Annotated in this window: 18 protein-coding genes and 2 tRNA genes; 6 read left to right on the forward strand and 14 right to left on the reverse strand. The window is 52.1% G+C overall.

Annotation, left to right across the window (positions count from 1 at the left end; translation table 11 throughout):
* Window positions 1-5: 5 nt before the first annotated feature.
* The 3 genes from nusA to JGF26_RS17875 all read right to left on the reverse strand — a co-directional run bounded on the left by nusA (window position 6) and on the right by JGF26_RS17875 (window position 2,273).
* Complete coding sequence (nusA, locus tag JGF26_RS17865; protein ID WP_028017046.1) at window positions 6-1,508, reverse strand: transcription termination factor NusA; 1,503 nt, start codon at window positions 1,506-1,508, stop codon at window positions 6-8.
* Between the two features lie 28 nt (window positions 1,509-1,536).
* A complete protein-coding gene (gene rimP / locus JGF26_RS17870; RefSeq protein ID WP_014833432.1) occupies window positions 1,537-1,989 on the reverse strand; it encodes a ribosome maturation factor RimP in 453 nt (150 codons plus the stop codon).
* A 207-nt stretch (window positions 1,990-2,196) separates the two neighbouring features.
* Window positions 2,197-2,273 (reverse strand) — tRNA-Met (locus tag JGF26_RS17875).
* 286 nt (window positions 2,274-2,559) lie between these two features.
* Here JGF26_RS17875 and argG point away from each other — a divergent pair.
* Entirely contained in the window at window positions 2,560-3,906 is a 1,347-nt protein-coding gene (gene argG, locus JGF26_RS17880) for an argininosuccinate synthase (RefSeq protein WP_028017045.1), read from the forward strand.
* A gap of 104 nt (window positions 3,907-4,010) precedes the next feature.
* Here argG and JGF26_RS17885 read toward each other — a convergent pair.
* The 6 genes from JGF26_RS17885 to rlmE all read right to left on the reverse strand — a co-directional run bounded on the left by JGF26_RS17885 (window position 4,011) and on the right by rlmE (window position 9,603).
* Window positions 4,011-4,097 (reverse strand) — tRNA-Leu (locus JGF26_RS17885).
* 9 nt (window positions 4,098-4,106) lie between these two features.
* Window positions 4,107-4,439: a preprotein translocase subunit SecG gene (gene secG, locus JGF26_RS17890; RefSeq protein ID WP_023309338.1), complete on the reverse strand. Its 333-nt coding sequence runs from the start codon at window positions 4,437-4,439 to the stop codon at window positions 4,107-4,109.
* A 223-nt stretch (window positions 4,440-4,662) separates the two neighbouring features.
* Window positions 4,663-6,000 (reverse strand): phosphoglucosamine mutase, encoded by a 1,338-nt coding sequence (gene glmM / locus JGF26_RS17895; RefSeq protein ID WP_028017044.1) that lies wholly within the window; start codon window positions 5,998-6,000, stop codon window positions 4,663-4,665.
* Window positions 5,993-6,841 (reverse strand): dihydropteroate synthase, encoded by an 849-nt coding sequence (folP, locus tag JGF26_RS17900; protein ID WP_134708504.1) that lies wholly within the window; start codon window positions 6,839-6,841, stop codon window positions 5,993-5,995. The genes glmM and folP overlap by 8 nt, the downstream gene beginning before the upstream one ends.
* A 98-nt stretch (window positions 6,842-6,939) precedes the next feature.
* Entirely contained in the window at window positions 6,940-8,874 is a 1,935-nt protein-coding gene (gene ftsH, locus JGF26_RS17905) for an ATP-dependent zinc metalloprotease FtsH (RefSeq protein ID WP_028017042.1), read from the reverse strand.
* 102 nt (window positions 8,875-8,976) lie between these two features.
* The gene (rlmE, locus tag JGF26_RS17910; RefSeq protein ID WP_003861812.1) at window positions 8,977-9,603 is read right to left on the reverse strand and encodes a 23S rRNA (uridine(2552)-2'-O)-methyltransferase RlmE; all 627 of its coding nucleotides are present in this window, start codon (window positions 9,601-9,603) and stop codon (window positions 8,977-8,979) included.
* Between the two features lie 127 nt (window positions 9,604-9,730).
* Between rlmE and yhbY the strand changes: the two genes are divergently transcribed.
* Window positions 9,731-10,024, forward strand: a complete 294-nt coding sequence (yhbY, locus tag JGF26_RS17915; RefSeq protein ID WP_003861814.1) for a ribosome assembly RNA-binding protein YhbY — start codon at window positions 9,731-9,733, stop codon at window positions 10,022-10,024.
* Window positions 10,025-10,175: 151 nt separating this feature from the next.
* On the opposite strand, the gene greA is transcribed toward yhbY, so the two are convergent.
* The gene (greA, locus tag JGF26_RS17920; protein ID WP_028017041.1) at window positions 10,176-10,652 is read right to left on the reverse strand and encodes a transcription elongation factor GreA; all 477 of its coding nucleotides are present in this window, start codon (window positions 10,650-10,652) and stop codon (window positions 10,176-10,178) included.
* Between the two features lie 225 nt (window positions 10,653-10,877).
* Between greA and dacB the strand changes: the two genes are divergently transcribed.
* Genes dacB through pmrB form a run of 3 tightly spaced genes read left to right on the forward strand, consistent with a single transcriptional unit; the run spans window position 10,878 to window position 14,016 of the window.
* Window positions 10,878-12,311: a serine-type D-Ala-D-Ala carboxypeptidase gene (dacB, locus tag JGF26_RS17925; RefSeq protein WP_028017040.1), complete on the forward strand. Its 1,434-nt coding sequence runs from the start codon at window positions 10,878-10,880 to the stop codon at window positions 12,309-12,311.
* A gap of 2 nt (window positions 12,312-12,313) precedes the next feature.
* Complete coding sequence (pmrA, locus tag JGF26_RS17930; protein WP_028017039.1) at window positions 12,314-12,976, forward strand: two-component system response regulator PmrA; 663 nt, start codon at window positions 12,314-12,316, stop codon at window positions 12,974-12,976.
* Window positions 12,973-14,016 carry a two-component system sensor histidine kinase PmrB gene (gene pmrB / locus JGF26_RS17935; RefSeq protein ID WP_028017038.1) on the forward strand — a complete coding sequence of 348 codons (1,044 nt, stop codon included), beginning with the start codon at window positions 12,973-12,975 and terminating at the stop codon, window positions 14,014-14,016. Before pmrA ends, pmrB begins: the two co-directional genes overlap by 4 nt.
* Window positions 14,017-14,051: 35 nt before the next feature.
* Here the strand turns inward: pmrB and cgtA are convergent, their stop codons facing one another.
* The 4 genes from cgtA to rplU form a co-directional block, all read right to left on the reverse strand.
* Entirely contained in the window at window positions 14,052-15,224 is a 1,173-nt protein-coding gene (cgtA, locus tag JGF26_RS17940) for an Obg family GTPase CgtA (protein WP_028017037.1), read from the reverse strand.
* A 15-nt stretch (window positions 15,225-15,239) separates the two neighbouring features.
* The gene (locus JGF26_RS17945) at window positions 15,240-16,205 is read right to left on the reverse strand and encodes a DMT family transporter (protein ID WP_028017036.1); all 966 of its coding nucleotides are present in this window, start codon (window positions 16,203-16,205) and stop codon (window positions 15,240-15,242) included.
* A gap of 96 nt (window positions 16,206-16,301) precedes the next feature.
* On the reverse strand, window positions 16,302-16,559 hold the full coding sequence (gene rpmA, locus JGF26_RS17950; protein WP_004385076.1) for a 50S ribosomal protein L27: 258 nt from the start codon (window positions 16,557-16,559) through the stop codon (window positions 16,302-16,304).
* Window positions 16,560-16,578: 19 nt separating this feature from the next.
* Window positions 16,579-16,890, reverse strand: coding sequence for a 50S ribosomal protein L21 (gene rplU, locus JGF26_RS17955; protein ID WP_003025032.1), 312 nt, complete (start codon window positions 16,888-16,890; stop codon window positions 16,579-16,581).
* A 257-nt stretch (window positions 16,891-17,147) separates the two neighbouring features.
* Here rplU and ispB point away from each other — a divergent pair, with 257 nt between their 5' ends.
* Complete coding sequence (ispB, locus tag JGF26_RS17960) at window positions 17,148-18,119, forward strand: octaprenyl diphosphate synthase (protein ID WP_028017035.1); 972 nt, start codon at window positions 17,148-17,150, stop codon at window positions 18,117-18,119.
* The last annotated feature ends 155 nt before the right edge of the window (window positions 18,120-18,274 follow it).

Consider the following 18,274-nt stretch of genomic DNA (forward strand, 5'->3'; position numbering starts at 1 on the left):
GTTTATTACGCTTCGTCGCCGAACCAGCAAATATTACGTGCGGCCATGATGAGCTCGCCGGCTTTCTCGTCGGTTAAACCTTCGATATCAGCCAGGTCATCAACGCCTTGCTCAGCGAGATCTTCCAGCGTACAAACACCACGGGCAGCCAGCTTGAACGCAATCGCACGATCAAGACCTTCCAGATTCAGCAGGTCATCAGCCGGCTTCTTATCGCCAAGGCTTTCTTCCTGAGCCAGTGCCAGGGTGGTCAGTGCGTTTTTAGCGCGTTCACGCAGGGCTTCAACGGTTGGCTCATCCAGACCGTCAATTTCCAGCAGCTCTTTCATTGGCACATAGGCCAGTTCTTCCAGCGTAGAGAAACCTTCTTCAACCAGAACAGTGGCGAAATCTTCGTCAATATCCAGGTACTTCGTGAAGGTATCGATCGCCGCGTGGGCTTCAGCCTGATGCTTAGCCTGCAGGTCATCAACGGTCATGACGTTGAGTTCCCAGCCGCTCAGCTGTGACGCCAGGCGAACGTTCTGACCATTACGGCCGATTGCCTGAGCCAGGTTGCCCGCTTCAACTGCGATATCCATGGTGTGTTTGTCTTCGTCAACAACGATAGACGCCACATCAGCTGGAGCCATTGCGTTGATCACGAACTGCGCCGGGTTATCGTCCCACAGAACGATATCAATACGCTCGCCGCCAAGCTCAGTAGAGACAGCCTGAACACGCGCACCACGCATACCGACGCAAGCACCGACTGGGTCGATACGTTTGTCGTTGGTTTTCACCGCAATTTTCGCACGAGAGCCCGGATCGCGAGCCGCTGCTTTAATCTCGATAACTTCTTCGCCGATTTCCGGTACTTCGATACGGAACAGTTCAACCAGCATTTCTGGTTTAGAACGGGTCACGAACAGCTGTGCACCACGCGCTTCAGGACGCACGGCATACAGAACACCGCGAATACGGTCACCTGGACGGAAGTTTTCACGCGGCAGCATGTCTTCACGCAGAATTACCGCTTCAGCGTTACCCGGCATCCCTTCGGATTTGATTTCCAGAGAGATATTGTCGCGGTTCACTTTCTTCACCACGCCAGTAATGATTTCGCCTTCCTGATCGCGGAACTGGTCAACAACCAGCGCGCGCTCGGCTTCACGCACTTTCTGCACGATAACCTGTTTCGCGGTTTGGGTCGTGATACGGTCGAAAGTCACAGATTCAATCTGATCTTCAACGTATTCACCCACGTTCAGACTTTCGTCTTCAAAACGTGCCGCTTCCAGGGTGATCTCTTTGGTCGGCTGGGTCACTTCTTCAACGATTACCCAACGACGGAATGTATCGAAGTCACCGCTTTTACGATCGATTTCTACGCGAACATCGATCTCTTGCTCGTATTTTTTCTTGGTTGCTGTAGCCAGTGCACTTTCCAGCGCTTCGAAAATCTTCTCACGCGGCAGTGATTTCTCATTGGAGACGGCTTCAACAACAGCCAAAATTTCTTTGTTCATCGCGGGCTTTTCACCTCAATCCAGACTGTTAAAAGTGGGGAACCAGGTTCGCCTTCTGGATATTACTCAGCGCGAACACTTCATCTTTGCCTTCGACTGTTACCGTGATCATTTCACCATCAACGGCTTTGATAATTCCCTGCCATTTACGGCGGTTCTGTACGGCCATACGCAGAACGAGAGCCACTTCTTCACCGGTAAAACGCACATAGTGTTCGGCCGTGAACATCGGGCGATCGAGGCCAGGTGAGGAAACTTCCAGGTTGTACGCAACGGTAATCGGGTCTTCAACATCAAGAACCGCACTCACCTGGTGGCTAACATCAGCACAATCATCAACATTGATGCCATCTTCACTATCAATATAGATGCGCAGCGTCGATGTACGGCCGCGAACGAATTCGATGCCGACCAGTTCGTAGCCCAGTGCTTCGACCGGTGCAGTAATCATCTCTGTTAATTTTTGCTCTAATGTGGACAAGCCCACCCCCAAGACATAAAAAAAGGGCGTAAAGCCCAGTTATTCTGTAGTCAGATAACAAAAAACCCCGATAAATCGGGGCTTTAGATAACTGAACCCTATAGCCACAACTGTGGCCTGGAGCACTCTCCGAAAGAATTTTTTCAAATCCAGCTACGAAGGCTCTAAGTCTTCACAGTATATTTGAAAAAGAACTTTATGGGAAAGTGGTTGCGGGGGCCGGATTTGAACCGACGACCTTCGGGTTATGAGCCCGACGAGCTACCAGGCTGCTCCACCCCGCGCCTGAAACGTGGCAAATTCTACGCGTTTTGGACAGAATTTGCAAATAATGCTGGGATTTGGTACCGAAGACGGGACGTAAAATCGGCGTTCAGTATATTGATAGTTGACCCCACCTGTCAAGGCGACTTCAGTCAGAGCAATCAGACCAAAATTTTTACAAAAAACGCAGGAGTCTCTTTCGGTCATCGACAAAAGATGATTAAATGAATACTCACTTATTTTGCATAAAAATGCACAGATAGCGAAAGCGGTCTCTAATCAGTCAATCAAGCAGGGTTTTATTATATGACGACGATTCTCAAGCATCTTCCGGTAGGACAACGTATTGGCATCGCTTTCTCAGGCGGCCTGGATACCAGCGCTGCACTGCTGTGGATGCGTCAGAAGGGAGCGGTTCCGTATGCATATACTGCGAACCTCGGTCAGCCAGATGAGGAAGATTATGATGCGATCCCTCGTCGTGCCATGGAATATGGCGCAGAGAACGCACGTCTGATTGACTGCCGTAAGCAACTGGTCGCTGAAGGTATCGCGGCTATTCAGTGCGGTGCGTTCCATAATACCACCGGCGGCCTGACCTATTTCAACACCACTCCACTGGGCCGCGCTGTGACCGGAACGATGCTGGTTGCGGCCATGAAAGAAGATGGTGTGAACATCTGGGGTGACGGTAGCACCTATAAAGGCAACGATATCGAACGTTTCTATCGTTATGGTCTGCTGACGAACGCTGAACTGCAGATCTACAAACCGTGGCTGGATACTGACTTCATCGACGAGCTGGGTGGCCGTCATGAGATGTCCGAATTCATGATCGCATGTGGTTTTGACTACAAGATGTCAGTCGAGAAAGCCTATTCCACCGACTCAAACATGCTGGGTGCGACGCACGAAGCGAAAGACCTGGAGTTCCTGAATTCCAGCGTGAAGATCGTTAACCCAATCATGGGTGTGAAGTTCTGGGACGAAAACGTCAAAATCCAGGCGGAAGAAGTGACCGTGCGTTTCGAACGTGGTCATCCGGTTGCGCTGAACGGCAAAACCTTCTCTGACGATGTTGAGCTGATGCTGGAAGCAAACCGTATCGGTGGTCGTCACGGTCTGGGCATGAGCGATCAGATTGAAAACCGTATCATTGAAGCGAAAAGCCGTGGCATCTATGAAGCTCCGGGGATGGCGCTGCTGCATATCGCATACGAGCGTCTGCTGACCGGTATTCACAACGAAGATACCATTGAGCAGTATCACTCTCATGGCCGTCAACTGGGTAAACTGCTGTATCAGGGCCGCTGGTTCGATCCGCAGGCACTGATGCTGCGTGATTCCCTGCAACGTTGGGTTGCAAGTGCAATCACTGGTGAAGTTACGCTGGAACTGCGTCGCGGTAACGACTACTCCATCCTGAACACCGTGTCTGACAACCTGACTTACAAAGCAGAACGTCTGACCATGGAGAAAGGGGAATCTGTGTTCTCTCCGGACGATCGTATTGGCCAGTTAACCATGCGTAACCTGGACATCACCGATACCCGTGCGAAGCTGTTTAACTATGTTGAGAATGGCCTGCTCTCTGCCAGTTCCGGTAATGGTCTGCCACAGGTTGAAAACCTGGAGCACAGCGATAAGAAGTAATCGCTGACAAGAAATGCAAAAGGCGTCCGATGGACGCCTTTTTTATGCCTGTTAATCCACAGACGAAAAAAAAGACGTCTTTCGACGTCTTTCTTCTGGAATATTGGTACCGAGGATGGGACTCGAACCCACAAGCCCGTTAGGGCACTACCACCTCAAGGTAGCGTGTCTACCAATTCCACCACCTCGGTACAGAATACTTAGTGCGGGATATCGCTGGTCGGCTTAGCCGGAGCAGCTGGTTGAGTTTGCTCAGTTTTTGCTGGCGCGCTCAGATTTTCCCACTCGCTTCCTTTGCTGGTCTTGTTGCTGTTGATATTGCCAAGCACCAGACTGATGATGAAGAACAGCGTAGCCAGAATCGCCGTTGTGCGGGTCATGAAGTTCGCAGAACCACTTGAACCGAACAGCGTACCGGAAGCGCCTGCTCCGAAGGAGGCTCCCATATCAGCGCCTTTACCTTGCTGCAGCATAATCAGCGCTACGAGAGCGATGGCTACAATAAGGAAAACAACTAAAAGAGCTTCGTACATAATCAACCTGTTCCTTGCGGATTTGCCGCATACCAATGCTTCGACCAATTAGCAGGATTTTTGTTTCCCACTGAAGCGGGTGTGAATACTAACCAAAGCGAATGACCTTCGCAAGGGCATTTTTGACGCATTGTATCAACTGCGGAAAAAAACAGCAAAAAGCCATTAATTGCTCAAAACAAAGGCGACAAAAGCCGCCTTTTTAAACATTTAGCGTGCAAGATTATGCAGCTTTTACGGCATCCGCGATACGGTGCGCAAATTCATTAACCTGCGCTTCGTCTTCACCTTCCACCATGACGCGAATCAGTGGTTCAGTACCAGACTTACGCAACAGTACGCGTCCACGGTTGCCCAGGGCAGCTTCAACATCAGCCATCACCGCTTTCACGTTATCATTTTCCAACGGATCGCCTTTACCGGCGGTAAACCGCACGTTCACCAGGATCTGTGGGAACATTTTCATACCGCTGCAGAGATCGTGCAGACTCATATGGTTGCGCGCCATGGCAGCAACCACCTGCAGTGCGGCGACAATACCGTCACCGGTGGTGGTTTTGTCGAGCAGAATCACGTGACCGGAGTTCTCTGCGCCAATTCGCCAGCCCTTCTCCTGCAGTTTTTCCAGCACATAGCGGTCGCCAACTTTCGCACGAACAAACGGAATACCAAGCTGTTTAAGTGCCAGTTCCAGGCCCATGTTACTCATTAAGGTACCGACTGCGCCGCCGCGCAACTGACCCTGACGCAAACCTTCACGCGCGATGATATACAGGATCTGGTCACCATCGACCTTATTGCCTTCGTGGTCGACCATGATCACACGGTCACCGTCGCCGTCCAGCGCAATACCCAGATCGGCTTTTTCCGCCAGCACACGCGCCTGCAGGGCACGAACGTCTGTCGCTCCGACCTGCTCGTTAATGTTCAGACCATCCGGCTCACACCCAATGGTAATCACTTTTGCGCCCAATTCACGGAAGACATTCGGGGCAATGTGGTAGGTCGCACCGTTTGCACAGTCCACCACAATTTTGAGATGTGCCAGACTCAGCTCGTTCGGGAATGTCCCTTTGCAGAATTCGATATAACGACCCGCCGCATCGACGATACGGTTGGCTTTACCCAGTTCTGCGGAATCGACACAGGTGATCTCTTTTTCCATTTCGGCTTCGATGGCCTCTTCCACTTCATCCGGCAACTTGGTGCCATCAATGGAGAAGAACTTGATACCGTTGTCATAGAACGGGTTGTGTGACGCCGAAATAACAATCCCCGCTTCTGCACGGAAAGTACGCGTCAGGTACGCGACTGCAGGTGTTGGCATTGGGCCCGTAAAGGAGGCGGATAGCCCGGCAGCCGCAAGACCAGCTTCCAGCGCGGATTCCAGCATATAACCCGAAATACGGGTGTCTTTACCGATAATGATCTTACGGGAACCATGACGTGCCAGTACCTTGCCAGCAGCCCAGCCAAGCTTCAGGACAAAATCAGGAGTGATTGGAGCATCGCCTACACGCCCACGGATACCATCGGTACCAAAATATTTACGATTACTCATAGCGTTTGTTTTCCTTCGCTGCCAGTGTGGCTTCCACCACACGCATGGCTTCTACTGTTTCTTTGACGTCATGGACACGGATAATGTGCGCACCTTGCATCGCCGCAATCACCGCGCAGGCCAGACTACCACTCAGGCGTTCCCCTGGCCCCACATTCAGTAACTGACCAATCATCGACTTTCTCGACATCCCCACCAGCAGCGGCAGGTTAAAGTGATGAAATTCCGATAAGCGCGCAAGCAATGCATAATTGTGGGAGAGATTTTTACCGAAACCGAACCCCGGGTCGAGCAGCAATTTCTCTTTTGCGATACCTGCACGTACGCAGCGAGCAATATGCTCAATAAAGAAGCGATTCACATCGGCATACACATCATCATACTTTGGCGCTTCCTGCATGGTTTTCGGTTGCCCTTGCATATGCATCAGACAAACCGGCAAGCCGGTTTCCGCAGCGGCTTCAAGTGCGCCAGGTTCGGTAAGCGAACGGATATCATTGATAATGTGAGCACCTACTCTCGCCACTTCACGAATCACTTCTGGCTTGGATGTATCAACAGAGATCCAGACCTCAAATCGCTGTGCTATCGCTTCCACCACCGGTACTACGCGCGCCAGCTCTTCTTCCACAGAAACGTCCGCCGCACCAGGACGCGTCGATTCGCCGCCAACGTCAATGATCGTTGCACCTGCATTGATCATTAAATTTGCGTGCTTAACCGCCTCGATGAGCGTGTTATGCGTACCACCGTCGGAGAAGGAATCAGGGGTAACATTCAGGATCCCCATCACATGGGGATGTGAGAGGTCGAGATGCGAGTCCTGAGCGAATAGTTTCATGGCAAAATCCCTGGTATTTTCAAGGTTAAACAGAAAAGAAAAACCCCGGAGCAAGCTCCAGGGTTTGAGGTACAGACAAACGCTTCAACAGCAGTGACTTACTTATCGCCCAACTGTTCTGACATGGTGTTGCCCGGGTTTGGCGTACGCGGTTCATCAACCGGACGCGGCGCACGCGGGGTGCCATTGTTGTCAGAATTGTTGGAAGCACCTGGGTCTTCCCAGCCTGCTGGCGGACGCACTTCGCGGCGGGCCATCAGGTCGTCAATCTGCGGAGCATCAATGGTCTCATATTTCATGAGCGCATCTTTCATCGAATGCAGAATGTCCATATTGTCGTTCAGGATCTGACGTGCGCGACCGTAGTTACGTTCAATCAGCGCTTTCACTTCCTGGTCAATGATACGTGCAGTCTCATCGGACATATGTTTCGCTTTTGCCACAGAACGACCCAAGAATACTTCACCCTCTTCCTCTGCATACAGCAGTGGACCGAGTTTGTCAGAGAAGCCCCACTGAGTCACCATGTTACGCGCCAGGTTTGTCGCGACTTTAATGTCGTTAGACGCACCGGTAGAAACATGTTCCGCACCGTAGATAATCTCTTCCGCCAGACGACCGCCGTACAGGGTAGAAATCTGACTTTCCAGTTTCTGACGGCTGGCGCTGATCGCGTCGCCTTCAGGCAGGAAGAAGGTCACACCCAGCGCTCGACCGCGTGGAATAATCGTTACTTTATGCACCGGATCGTGTTCCGGTACCAGGCGGCCGATAATCGCGTGACCCGCTTCGTGGTACGCCGTGGACTCTTTCTGCGCTTCGGTCATCACCATGGAGCGACGTTCCGCACCCATCATGATTTTGTCTTTCGCTTTCTCGAACTCCACCATCGACACAACACGCTTGTTACCGCGAGCGGCAAACAGTGCTGCTTCGTTGACCAGGTTAGCCAGGTCCGCCCCGGAGAAACCAGGGGTACCGCGCGCAATGATTGCTGCGTCAACATCTGGCGCCAGCGGTACGCGACGCATATGGACTTTCAGAATCTGTTCACGACCGCGAACATCTGGCAGACCCACCACAACCTGACGGTCGAAACGGCCTGGACGCAGCAGCGCAGGGTCAAGTACGTCAGGACGGTTAGTCGCCGCGATAACGATGATACCTTCGTTACCTTCGAAACCGTCCATCTCAACCAGCATCTGGTTCAGCGTTTGTTCACGTTCATCGTGACCGCCACCCAGACCCGCGCCACGCTGGCGGCCAACGGCGTCGATTTCATCGATGAAGATAATGCACGGTGCCGCCTTCTTAGCCTGCTCGAACATGTCACGCACACGAGATGCACCGACACCCACGAACATTTCTACGAAGTCAGAACCCGAAATGGTAAAGAACGGCACCTTCGCTTCACCCGCGATAGCTTTCGCCAGCAGGGTTTTACCGGTACCCGGAGGGCCGACCATCAGGACGCCTTTCGGGATCTTACCGCCCAGTTTCTGGAAACGGCTCGGCTCGCGCAGGTATTCAACCAGTTCACCGACCTCTTCTTTCGCTTCGTCGCAACCGGCAACATCAGCGAACGTGGTCTTGATCTGGTCTTCCGTCAGCATACGCGCCTTGCTCTTACCGAACGACATGGCACCTTTGCCACCGCCGCCCTGCATCTGACGCATAAAGAAGATCCAAACGCCGATAAGAAGCAGCATCGGGAACCAGGAAATGAAGATAGAAGCCAGCAGGCTTGGTTCTTCTGGCGGCTCACCTACCACCTTGACGTTTTTAGTCAGAAGGTTATCAAGCAGCTTAGGATCGTTCACCGGGATGTAAGTCGTGTAACGGTTACTATCTTTCTTGGTAACGTTGATCTCACGTCCGTTGATACGCGCTTCGCGAACCTGGTCCTGATTGACCTCCTGCAGGAAGGTAGAATAATCCACCTTGCGGCCATTCGACTCGCTGGGCCCAAAGCTCTGGAATACTGACATCAGCACAACGGCAATGACCAGCCAGAGAATTAGGTTTTTCGCCATGTCACTCAAGGGATTAACCTCACATTACAACTGTGTTAAAAACAGCGTCAGGATACTCTATATCCAGTTTCATTCAAACTTTCGCCTGAAATCCACCGGTTATCATTTTCGCCCGGTCGCTACAATATACACTTCACGGGAACGCGCCCGGGAAGAGTCCGGTTTACGAACTTTGACCTTCGCAAACAGGGAGCGAATTTCCTTAAGATACTCCTCGAAACCTTCGCCCTGAAACACCTTCACAACAAAACTACCACCAGGCGCTAGTACATCACGACACATTTCTAACGCTAGCTCCACCAGATACATGGCGCGGGGGATATCCACCGCCGGTGTTCCACACATATTTGGTGCCATATCCGACATGACAACCTGGACCTTACTATCACCAACACGATCAAGTAACGCTTTCAGCACTAATTCATCACGAAAATCGCCCTGAAGGAAGTCGACACCGACGATGGGATCCATTGGTAAAAGATCGCACGCGATGATTCGGCCGGTTCCGCCGATCTGCGTTACCGCATACTGGGACCATCCGCCAGGTGCCGCACCGAGGTCAACAACCGTCATCCCCGGCTTAAAAAGTTTGTCACTTTGCTGTATTTCATCAAGTTTAAACCAGGCGCGGGATCGCAACCCCTTTTTCTGCGCCTGTTGAACATATTTATCGCTAAAGTGTTCCTGAAGCCAGCGGCTGGAGCTGGCAGAACGCTTTTTACCTGTCATTTAACATTTCCGTCCTGGTTCATCGTTGCTTGCCTGTGACGTAAATTTCTACGCAGCTATTTGGCGATATAAGGGAGATGGCGGTAGAATGAACCGTTTTCAATCCCAACGTAAGCAAAAATATACGATGAATCTGAGTACTAAACAAAAACAGCACCTTAAAGGTCTGGCACATCCGCTCAAGCCTGTAGTCATGCTTGGCAACAATGGTTTGACCGAAGGGGTGCTTGCCGAGATTGAACAAGCGCTGGAACACCACGAGCTGATCAAGGTGAAAATCGCCTCTGAAGACAGAGACACTAAAAACCTGATCGTGGAAGCCATCGTGCGCGAAACCGGCGCCTGTAATGTACAGGTCATCGGTAAAACGCTGGTGCTCTACCGCCCATCTAAAGAGCGTAAAATCTCGCTGCCACGCTAAGGATATCCTGAATCGAACACATTTACTGTGTAAAACGAGGGATTTCTGTCAGCAGGTGAGCAAAATGCCACGCTCCTTGAGTTGATAAAAGGCCGCTACGCGGCCTTTTTCTTTTCTTTACAATGTATCAACATCTTAGCAGAGAGGCGAATTACAGGTACTCGACCTTGATAATTTCGTACTCCACTTCACCACCTGGGGTGCGGATAGTCACAACATCATCCTGCTCTTTGCCAATCAGGCCGCGAGCAATTGGCGAGTTCACCGAAATCAGGTTCTGTTTAAAATCGGCTTCATCATCGCCCACGATGCGGTAAGTCTGCTCTTCGTCGCTGTCCAGGTTCAGCACAGTAACGCTTGAGCCGAAGATCACGCGGCCATTATTTGGCATTTTTGTGATGTCGATAACCTGCGCATTAGACAGCTTGGCTTCGATATCTTTAATACGCCCTTCGCAAAAGCCCTGCTGCTCACGCGCCGCATGATATTCAGCATTCTCCTTCAGGTCGCCATGCTCACGCGCTTCCGCGATAGCGGCGATAATTTCAGGGCGGCGAACGGATTTCAGGAAATCCAGCTCTTCGCGCAGTTTTTCGGCACCACGTAAGGTCATCGGAATAGCTTGCATTTGTTATACCTCTTAAACATTCCTGTTGGGAGCAGTGTTCCCTGCCCCAGCCGCATTAGCAGGCCAGAAGCAAAAAGAAAACCGACCCGGGGTCAGGCCCCAGGTCAGCAGCAATTTTCAATTTGATACGCATTTTACCCCGAAGTTCACTATGGGTCATCGTTTACTTTGCAGTGCTATGCACCGTAGTATGACGGTTTGTTTTCGGGTTGTTAGCGCGAGATTATGCGATTTTCCAGTTTTATCATCGGATTGACTACCAGTATAACGTTCAGCGTTCAGGCTGCGAATGTTGATGAGTATATTAATCAACTGCCCGCAGGTGCCAACCTTGCATTGATGGTGCAGAAGGTCGGAGCGCCGACGCCAGAAATTGACTACCACAGTCAACAAATGGCGCTGCCCGCCAGTACCCAGAAGGTGATCACTGCGCTCGCCGCCCTGCTTCAGCTCGGGCCTGATTTTCGTTTTACCACCACCCTTGAGACCAAAGGCAACGTCGTGGGCGGTGAACTGAAAGGCGATCTTATCGCCCGTTTCGGGGGTGACCCGACATTTAAACGCCAGGATATCCGCAATATGGTTGCGGTGCTGAAAAAATCGGGTGTGCAGAAGATTGATGGCAATGTGCTGATCGACACCTCCATTTTTGCCAGCCACGATAAGGCTCCAGGTTGGCCGTGGAACGACATGACGCAGTGCTTTAGCGCCCCGCCCGCCGCCGCGATTGTTGACCGTAACTGTTTCTCTGTTTCGCTTTACAGCGCACCAAAGCCAGATGATTTAGCGTTTATCCGCGTGGCGTCCTACTACCCGGTCACCATGTTTAGTCAGGTACGCACGCTGGCCAAGGGCTCACCGGATGCGCAGTATTGCGAACTGGACGTGGTACCAGGCGATCTTAACCGCTTCACGCTGACGGGCTGCCTCACGCAGCGCGCCGATCCGCTGCCGCTGGCCTTTGCGATACAGGATGGGGCAAGCTATGCGGGTGCCATTCTGAAAGATGAGCTGAAACAAGCGGGAATAACATACTCCGGCACGCTGCTTCGTCAGACGCAGGTCAATCAACCCGGCACGGTCATCGCCAGCAAACAGTCGCCACCGCTGCACGATTTGCTGCGAATTATGCTGAAAAAGTCTGACAACATGATTGCCGACACCGTGTTCCGCATGATTGGTCACGCGCGCTTTGGCGTGCCAGGTACCTGGCGCGCGGGTTCAGATGCTGTTCGTCAGATCCTGCGACAACAGGCAGGGATCGACCTGGGTAATACCATCGCCGTCGATGGCTCCGGGTTATCACGCCATAATTTGATCTCCCCGGCCAGCATGATGCAAGTGCTTCAGTACATTGCACAACATGACACTGAGCTAAACTTTATTTCTATGCTGCCACTTGCCGGGCAGGACGGCACGCTACAGTACCGCGCCGGGCTTCACGCAGCCGGTGTGGATGGTAAAGTATCCGCTAAGACAGGTTCATTGCAGGGGGTTTACAACCTTGCAGGCTTCATCACCACCGCCAGCGGACAACGCATGGCATTCGTGCAGTATCTTTCCGGCTATGCCGTCGAACCAACCGACCAGCGCAATCGTCGTATTCCGCTTGTTCGATTCGAAAGCAGGCTTTATAAGGACATCTACCAGAATAACTAGCGATGAAACTACTTATAGTTGAAGACGATCTGTTATTACAGGAAGGGCTGGCGCTGGGGCTGGCCAATGAAGGGTATGCCCTCGACTGTGCTGGCACAGCGGCAGAGGCGGATGCTCTGATCCAGAGCGGCGAATACAGTCTGGTGATCCTCGATTTGGGCTTACCTGATAAAGACGGTGCCACGCTGCTCAGTCAGTGGCGACGCCGCGGGATCGCTAATCCAGTGTTGATCCTGACAGCACGCGATGCCATTGAAGATCGTATCACTGGCCTCGATGCTGGCGCAGATGATTACCTGGTGAAGCCTTTTGCACTAGCAGAGCTTCAGGCTCGCGTCCGGGCGTTAATACGCCGTTATCAGGGTCATAGCGATAACTTACTGACTGATGGCGATATTACGCTGAATCTGCAAACCCAGCAGGTACTGCGTCAGTCCCAGCCGATTGAGGTGACACCAAAAGAGTTTGCTTTGCTGACGCGCCTGATTATGCGCAGCGGGCAAACGGTACACAGAGAAACCCTGCAACAGGATATCTACTCCTGGCAGGATGATCCTGGGTCCAATACCCTTGAAGTCCACATTCACAACCTGCGTCGTAAGCTTGGCAAAGACCGGATCAAAACCGTCCGTGGCGTTGGCTACCGCCTGGAGAGTCAGAAATGAACAGCATGCGTCGGCGATTGATGGTGCTGCTGGCGGTCATTCTGTTATTTTTCCAACTGATAAGCGTGATCTGGCTGTGGCATGAAAGCCGTGAACAGATTGGTTTTCTGGTCAGTGAGACGTTGTCGGCAAAAGCGCGGAATAATCACGTTGAAAAAGAGATCCGTGAAGCGATTGCCTCTCTGCTGGTCCCTTCTCTGGTGATGGTTGGCTTTACGCTGCTTTTCTCTTTCTGGGCAGTGACCTGGATAACCCAACCCCTGAATAAACTGCGTGCCAGCCTGGCTAACCGTTCGGCAGATAACTTAACGCCGCTTCCAATGTATTCCGACATGGAAGAAATTGGTGCCGTCACCACCTCGCTGAATCAGTTGCTCGCCCGGCTGGATAATACCATCCAACAGGAGCGTCTTTTCACCGCAGACGCCGCACACGAACTGCGGACGCCCCTTGCAGGTATCAGACTCCATCTGGAACTGATGGCACAGTCTGGTTCTCCTCAGGCCGCGACGTTAATTAGCCGTATTGATCAACTCATGCACACCGTTGAGCAACTGCTGATGCTGGCCCGAGCCGGGCAAGCAATGGCCAGCGGCCATTACGAAACGGTGAACTGGACAGACAATATCATCACCCCACTCAGCCTTGAGCATGAAGCCAAAGAACATACCGTGATATGGCCTGCTAAAAGTGCGCTCACGGTTCAGGGAGACGCCGTGCTTCTGCGTCTGATGCTGCGTAACCTGCTGGAGAATGCCGGTCGTTACAGCCCGTCAGGAACAACCATTAAAGTGTCATTAAACGAGGTCGAGGGGGGTACCCAGGTCAGCGTTATCGACCAGGGACCGGGTATTGCTGAAGCGCACCGACAATCAATCACTGAACCGTTCCGCCGTCTTGATCAGCGTTTCGGTGGTAGCGGTCTGGGGCTGAGTATTGTTCAGCGCATCGTGCAACTCCACCGCGGCAAGCTGACGCTTGATAACGGTGCTGAGGGCGGTTTAATCGCCAGCTGTTGGTTGCCCTCAACGCTGGAATAAAAAAAGCCCCTCGAACGAGGGGCTTTGAACTGATATTAGTGCTTGTAGATGAACTCGACGCCTTCTTCGTCGTCTTCATCCCAGTCATCATCCCAGTCTTCTTCCTCTTCCGCTTCCAGCTCTTCGAGCTGTTGACGGTGGTAGTCATCCCACATGAATTCGACTTTTTCAGGCTGTTTCGCTTCTTCGGCCTGAACAATTGGGTTCTCGATGATAAAGGTCATCACATCCCAGCAGAGGTCTTTCACGCCAACCTGGCTTGCTGCAGAGATCAGGTAGTATTTCTCTTCCCAACCCATCGCTTCAGCAATCGCTTTAGCTTTCGCTTCCGCTTCGGCTTTGTCCATCAGGTCAATTTTGTTGAAGACCAACCAGCGTGGTTTATTCGCCAGTTTTTCGCTGTATTTTTCCAGCTCGCCGATGATGATTCGGGCGTTTTCAACCGGATCGGAACCGTCGATAGGATCGATATCAATGAGGTGCAGCAATACGCGGCAGCGCTCAAGGTGTTTCAGGAAGCGGATACCCAGACCGGCACCTTCAGCAGCACCTTCAATCAGGCCCGGAATATCGGCAACCACAAAGCTCTTCTCGTTATCCATGCGGACAACGCCCAGGCTTGGTACCAGTGTGGTAAACGGATAGTCCGCCACTTTAGGTTTCGCGGCAGACACGGCGCGAATAAACGTCGATTTACCGGCATTTGGCATACCCAGCATGCCCACGTCTGCCAGAAGCATCAGCTCCAGTTGCAGATCGCGCTTATCGCCAGGCGTCCCCATCGTTTTCTGACGTGGAGTACGGTTAACGGATGATTTGAAACGGCTGTTACCCAGACCGTGCCAGCCACCTTTTGCGACCATCAAACGCTGACCGTGTTTGGTCATGTCACCCATGGTCTCACCGGTACCCTGGTCGATAACACGCGTACCGACAGGAACCTTAATAGTGACATCTTTACCGCGTTTACCGGTACAGTCACGGCTCTGACCATTCTGGCCACGTTCAGCGCGGAATGATTTTTCGAAACGGTAGTCGATCAGCGTGTTGAGGTTCTCATCCGCCTCCAGCCAAACGTCACCACCATCCCCGCCGTCACCGCCATCAGGGCCACCACGTGGGATATATTTTTCACGGCGGAAGCTCACGCAACCGTTGCCGCCATCACCAGCCACGACCAGGATCGTCGCTTCATCAACAAACTTCATTTTACTCTCCGTAACTCATTCGCCTGAGCGGGGGACTACTACAACCGCTTCATTTTTGCGCCAACGTCCCCAAAGACGATGACCAATGGCGGAATACATCGCGCCCGCAACCACGACAAACGCACCGAGATAACCCAACAAGTTGAGCATCGGTCTGACGAAGACATCGGGCCAGGCCATTGATAACAAATCTGAAAATAACAGCGTAAACAGCGGAGTTAGCGTGATTAACGCGCTCACCTGTGCTGCCTGCCAGCGCGCCATCGCTTCGGCCAGCGCGCCATAACCGACCAGCGTATTCAGTCCACAAAAAATGAGACACGCCAGTTGCCAGTCGCTAAGCTGGGCAATCACACCCGGCTTTGCTAATGGCAGCAATGCTATTGTACACAAAGTGTACAGCAAAAAGAGGATCTGCTGTGAGGCAAGACGTCGCAATAACACCTTTTGCGCGACGCCATAACTCACCCAGACCGCTGCTGCTCCTACGCCGAAGATCACACCCCAGGTGTAATCCGTCAGCCGGGTAAAAATCTCTATCAGACTGGTGTTGAAGAACATCACCAGACCGCATAGCAGCATGCTCGCCCCGACAATCTGCGTACCGCGCATCTTCTCCTTGAGGATAAAGACGCTGGCGACCATCATGCCCACCGGTGAAAGCTGACCAATCACCTGCGACGCCGTGGGACTGAGATATTGCAGGGAAGAGCTGAACAGGATGAAGTTACCGAACAGACCGCCCGTCGCGATAGCCAGCAACACCAGCCAGCGCGGTTTACGGAAGAGCCGCAAGGGAGGAAGCTTACCTTTGACAGCCAGGATGGCCCCGAGGCCGATGCTTGCCATCAGAAAGCGATAAAAGACCACCGTAGGCGGCTCCATCACCTCCAGTACCTGCTTCATTGCAATTGGCAGGGCACCCCAGCACATTGCGGTGGTGAGCGCCAAAAGAATACCGATGCCGGCCTGCTGCTTCATGCCCGTTTTCCCTACAGAAAAAATTACCGGGTTTCCAATGTAAAAAGCCCCGCAACTGGGTGCGGGGCTTTAATCCGTTACCGGACCGAGAAAACCTTACTCAGCAACGATGCTGATGTATTTACGGTTGTTCGGGCCTTTAACTTCAAATTTCACTTTACCGTCTGCTTTAGCAAACAGAGTGTGGTCACGACCGCAACCTACGTTGTTGCCAGCGTGGAATTTGGTACCACGTTGACGAACGATGATGCTACCCGCCAGAACGGATTCGCCACCGAAACGCTTAACGCCCAGGCGTTTAGCTTCTGAATCGCGACCGTTACGTGTGGAGCCGCCAGCCTTTTTATGTGCCATTTAAATCTCTCCTCAGGTCTTAGGCGCTGATGCCAGTAATTTTCACATCAGTGAACCACTGACGGTGGCCCTGCTGCTTACGGTAGTGCTTACGACGACGAAACTTAACGATTTTAACTTTCTCGCCACGACCGTGTGCAACAACTTCAGCTTTGATAACGCCGCCATCAACGAAAGGAACGCCGATTTTGACTTCTTCACCGTTTGCGATCATCAGCACTTCAGCGAATTCAACAGATTCGCCAGTTGCGATGTCCAGCTTTTCCAGGCGAACGGTCTGACCTTCGCTTACTCGGTGTTGTTTACCACCACTTTGGAAAACCGCGTACATATAAACTCCGCTTCCGCGCACGTCCTCGTATGAATCAGAGTGCGCTATAAATATTCACAATAGGGCGCGAATATTACGCAAAACGCGAGCCTTTGACAAGTGCTACCGTCAATACATGAAGAAAAAAAACACAACACGTACGGTAACGTTTATCTGAGCCGTTTTTTCAGTACAATCAGCACTACTATTGATAAACCGAAACCCTTCGTTACCCCATTGAAGATGGGATCAACAGGATAAAAAGCCCGGCTTTTGCGATGAATTTAGAAAAAATCAACGAGTTAACCGCGCAAGATATGGCGGGTGTGAATGCAGCAATCCTGGAGCAACTCAACTCTGATGTTCAACTGATCAATCAGTTGGGCTATTACATCGTCAGCGGCGGCGGTAAACGCATTCGCCCGATGATTGCTATTCTGGCTGCCAGAGCCGTTGGCTATCAGGGAAATGCCCACGTGACTATCGCAGCACTTATCGAATTTATTCACACGGCGACGCTTCTGCATGACGACGTTGTGGATGAATCGGATATGCGTCGTGGTAAAGCCACGGCAAACGCTGCTTTCGGGAACGCAGCCAGCGTTCTGGTGGGGGATTTTATCTATACCCGCGCCTTCCAGATGATGACCAGCCTGGGCTCTCTGAAAGTACTGGAAGTGATGTCTGAGGCCGTTAACGTGATCGCTGAAGGCGAAGTGCTGCAGCTGATGAACGTCAACGACCCTGACATCACCGAAGAAAACTACATGCGCGTGATTTACAGCAAAACCGCGCGCCTGTTTGAAGCAGCTGCCCAGTGCTCCGGTATTCTGGCGGACTGTACCGAAGCACAGGAAAAAGGCCTGCAGGATTACGGTCGTTATCTGGGGACCGCATTCCAGTTAATTGATGATTTGCTGGACTACAGTGCTGACGGCGAAACGCTCGGCAAAAACGTGGGTGATGACCTGAACGAAGGCAAACCAACCCTGCCACTGCTGCATGCTATGCGCAACGGTTCAGCCGAACAGGCGAAAATGATCCGTGAAGCGATTGAGCAGGGAAATGGCCGTCATCTGCTGGAACCTGTGTTGGAAACGATGGCAATCTGCGGATCGCTGGAGTGGACGCGTCAGCGTGCGGAAGAAGAAGCCGACAAAGCCATCGAAGCTCTTCAGGTCATTCCCGACAGCCCTTGGCGCGATGCACTGATTGCGCTTGCCCACATCGCCGTTCAGCGAGATCGTTAATCCTTCCAGCATCTCCCTGCGGCCATCGCGGGGAGATTCCAGCACACACCTGTAAATTCCGTGTTCATGTAAATTCATCGGTTTAAAGGCCGCATGAATAAAGCCATGCCTTATTCTGAATATCCCTTCCAGTAACGCGAACTTTTTAGAACAAG

Source organism: Enterobacter sp. E1 (assembly GCF_016809815.1).
GTDB classification, from domain to species: domain Bacteria; phylum Pseudomonadota; class Gammaproteobacteria; order Enterobacterales; family Enterobacteriaceae; genus Enterobacter; species Enterobacter adelaidei.

What these genes read in the sequence shown, in the direction of transcription:
- nusA (WP_028017046.1), bottom strand. Translation starts at nt 1,508, where the DNA reads ATGAACAAAGAAATTTTGGCTGTTGTTGAAGCCGTCTCCAATGAGAAA.
- argG (WP_028017045.1), top strand. Translation starts at nt 2,560, where the DNA reads ATGACGACGATTCTCAAGCATCTTCCGGTAGGACAACGTATTGGCATC.
- cgtA (WP_028017037.1), bottom strand. Translation starts at nt 15,224, where the DNA reads ATGAAGTTTGTTGATGAAGCGACGATCCTGGTCGTGGCTGGTGATGGC.
- rplU (WP_003025032.1), bottom strand. Translation starts at nt 16,890, where the DNA reads ATGTACGCGGTTTTCCAAAGTGGTGGTAAACAACACCGAGTAAGCGAA.
- pmrA (WP_028017039.1), top strand. Translation starts at nt 12,314, where the DNA reads ATGAAACTACTTATAGTTGAAGACGATCTGTTATTACAGGAAGGGCTG.
- pmrB (WP_028017038.1), top strand. Translation starts at nt 12,973, where the DNA reads ATGAACAGCATGCGTCGGCGATTGATGGTGCTGCTGGCGGTCATTCTG.
- ftsH (WP_028017042.1), bottom strand. Translation starts at nt 8,874, where the DNA reads ATGGCGAAAAACCTAATTCTCTGGCTGGTCATTGCCGTTGTGCTGATG.
- greA (WP_028017041.1), bottom strand. Translation starts at nt 10,652, where the DNA reads ATGCAAGCTATTCCGATGACCTTACGTGGTGCCGAAAAACTGCGCGAA.
- folP (WP_134708504.1), bottom strand. Translation starts at nt 6,841, where the DNA reads ATGAAACTATTCGCTCAGGACTCGCATCTCGACCTCTCACATCCCCAT.
- glmM (WP_028017044.1), bottom strand. Translation starts at nt 6,000, where the DNA reads ATGAGTAATCGTAAATATTTTGGTACCGATGGTATCCGTGGGCGTGTA.
- rpmA (WP_004385076.1), bottom strand. Translation starts at nt 16,559, where the DNA reads ATGGCACATAAAAAGGCTGGCGGCTCCACACGTAACGGTCGCGATTCA.
- ispB (WP_028017035.1), top strand. Translation starts at nt 17,148, where the DNA reads ATGAATTTAGAAAAAATCAACGAGTTAACCGCGCAAGATATGGCGGGT.
- yhbY (WP_003861814.1), top strand. Translation starts at nt 9,731, where the DNA reads ATGAATCTGAGTACTAAACAAAAACAGCACCTTAAAGGTCTGGCACAT.
- JGF26_RS17945 (WP_028017036.1), bottom strand. Translation starts at nt 16,205, where the DNA reads ATGAAGCAGCAGGCCGGCATCGGTATTCTTTTGGCGCTCACCACCGCA.
- secG (WP_023309338.1), bottom strand. Translation starts at nt 4,439, where the DNA reads ATGTACGAAGCTCTTTTAGTTGTTTTCCTTATTGTAGCCATCGCTCTC.
- rlmE (WP_003861812.1), bottom strand. Translation starts at nt 9,603, where the DNA reads ATGACAGGTAAAAAGCGTTCTGCCAGCTCCAGCCGCTGGCTTCAGGAA.
- dacB (WP_028017040.1), top strand. Translation starts at nt 10,878, where the DNA reads ATGCGATTTTCCAGTTTTATCATCGGATTGACTACCAGTATAACGTTC.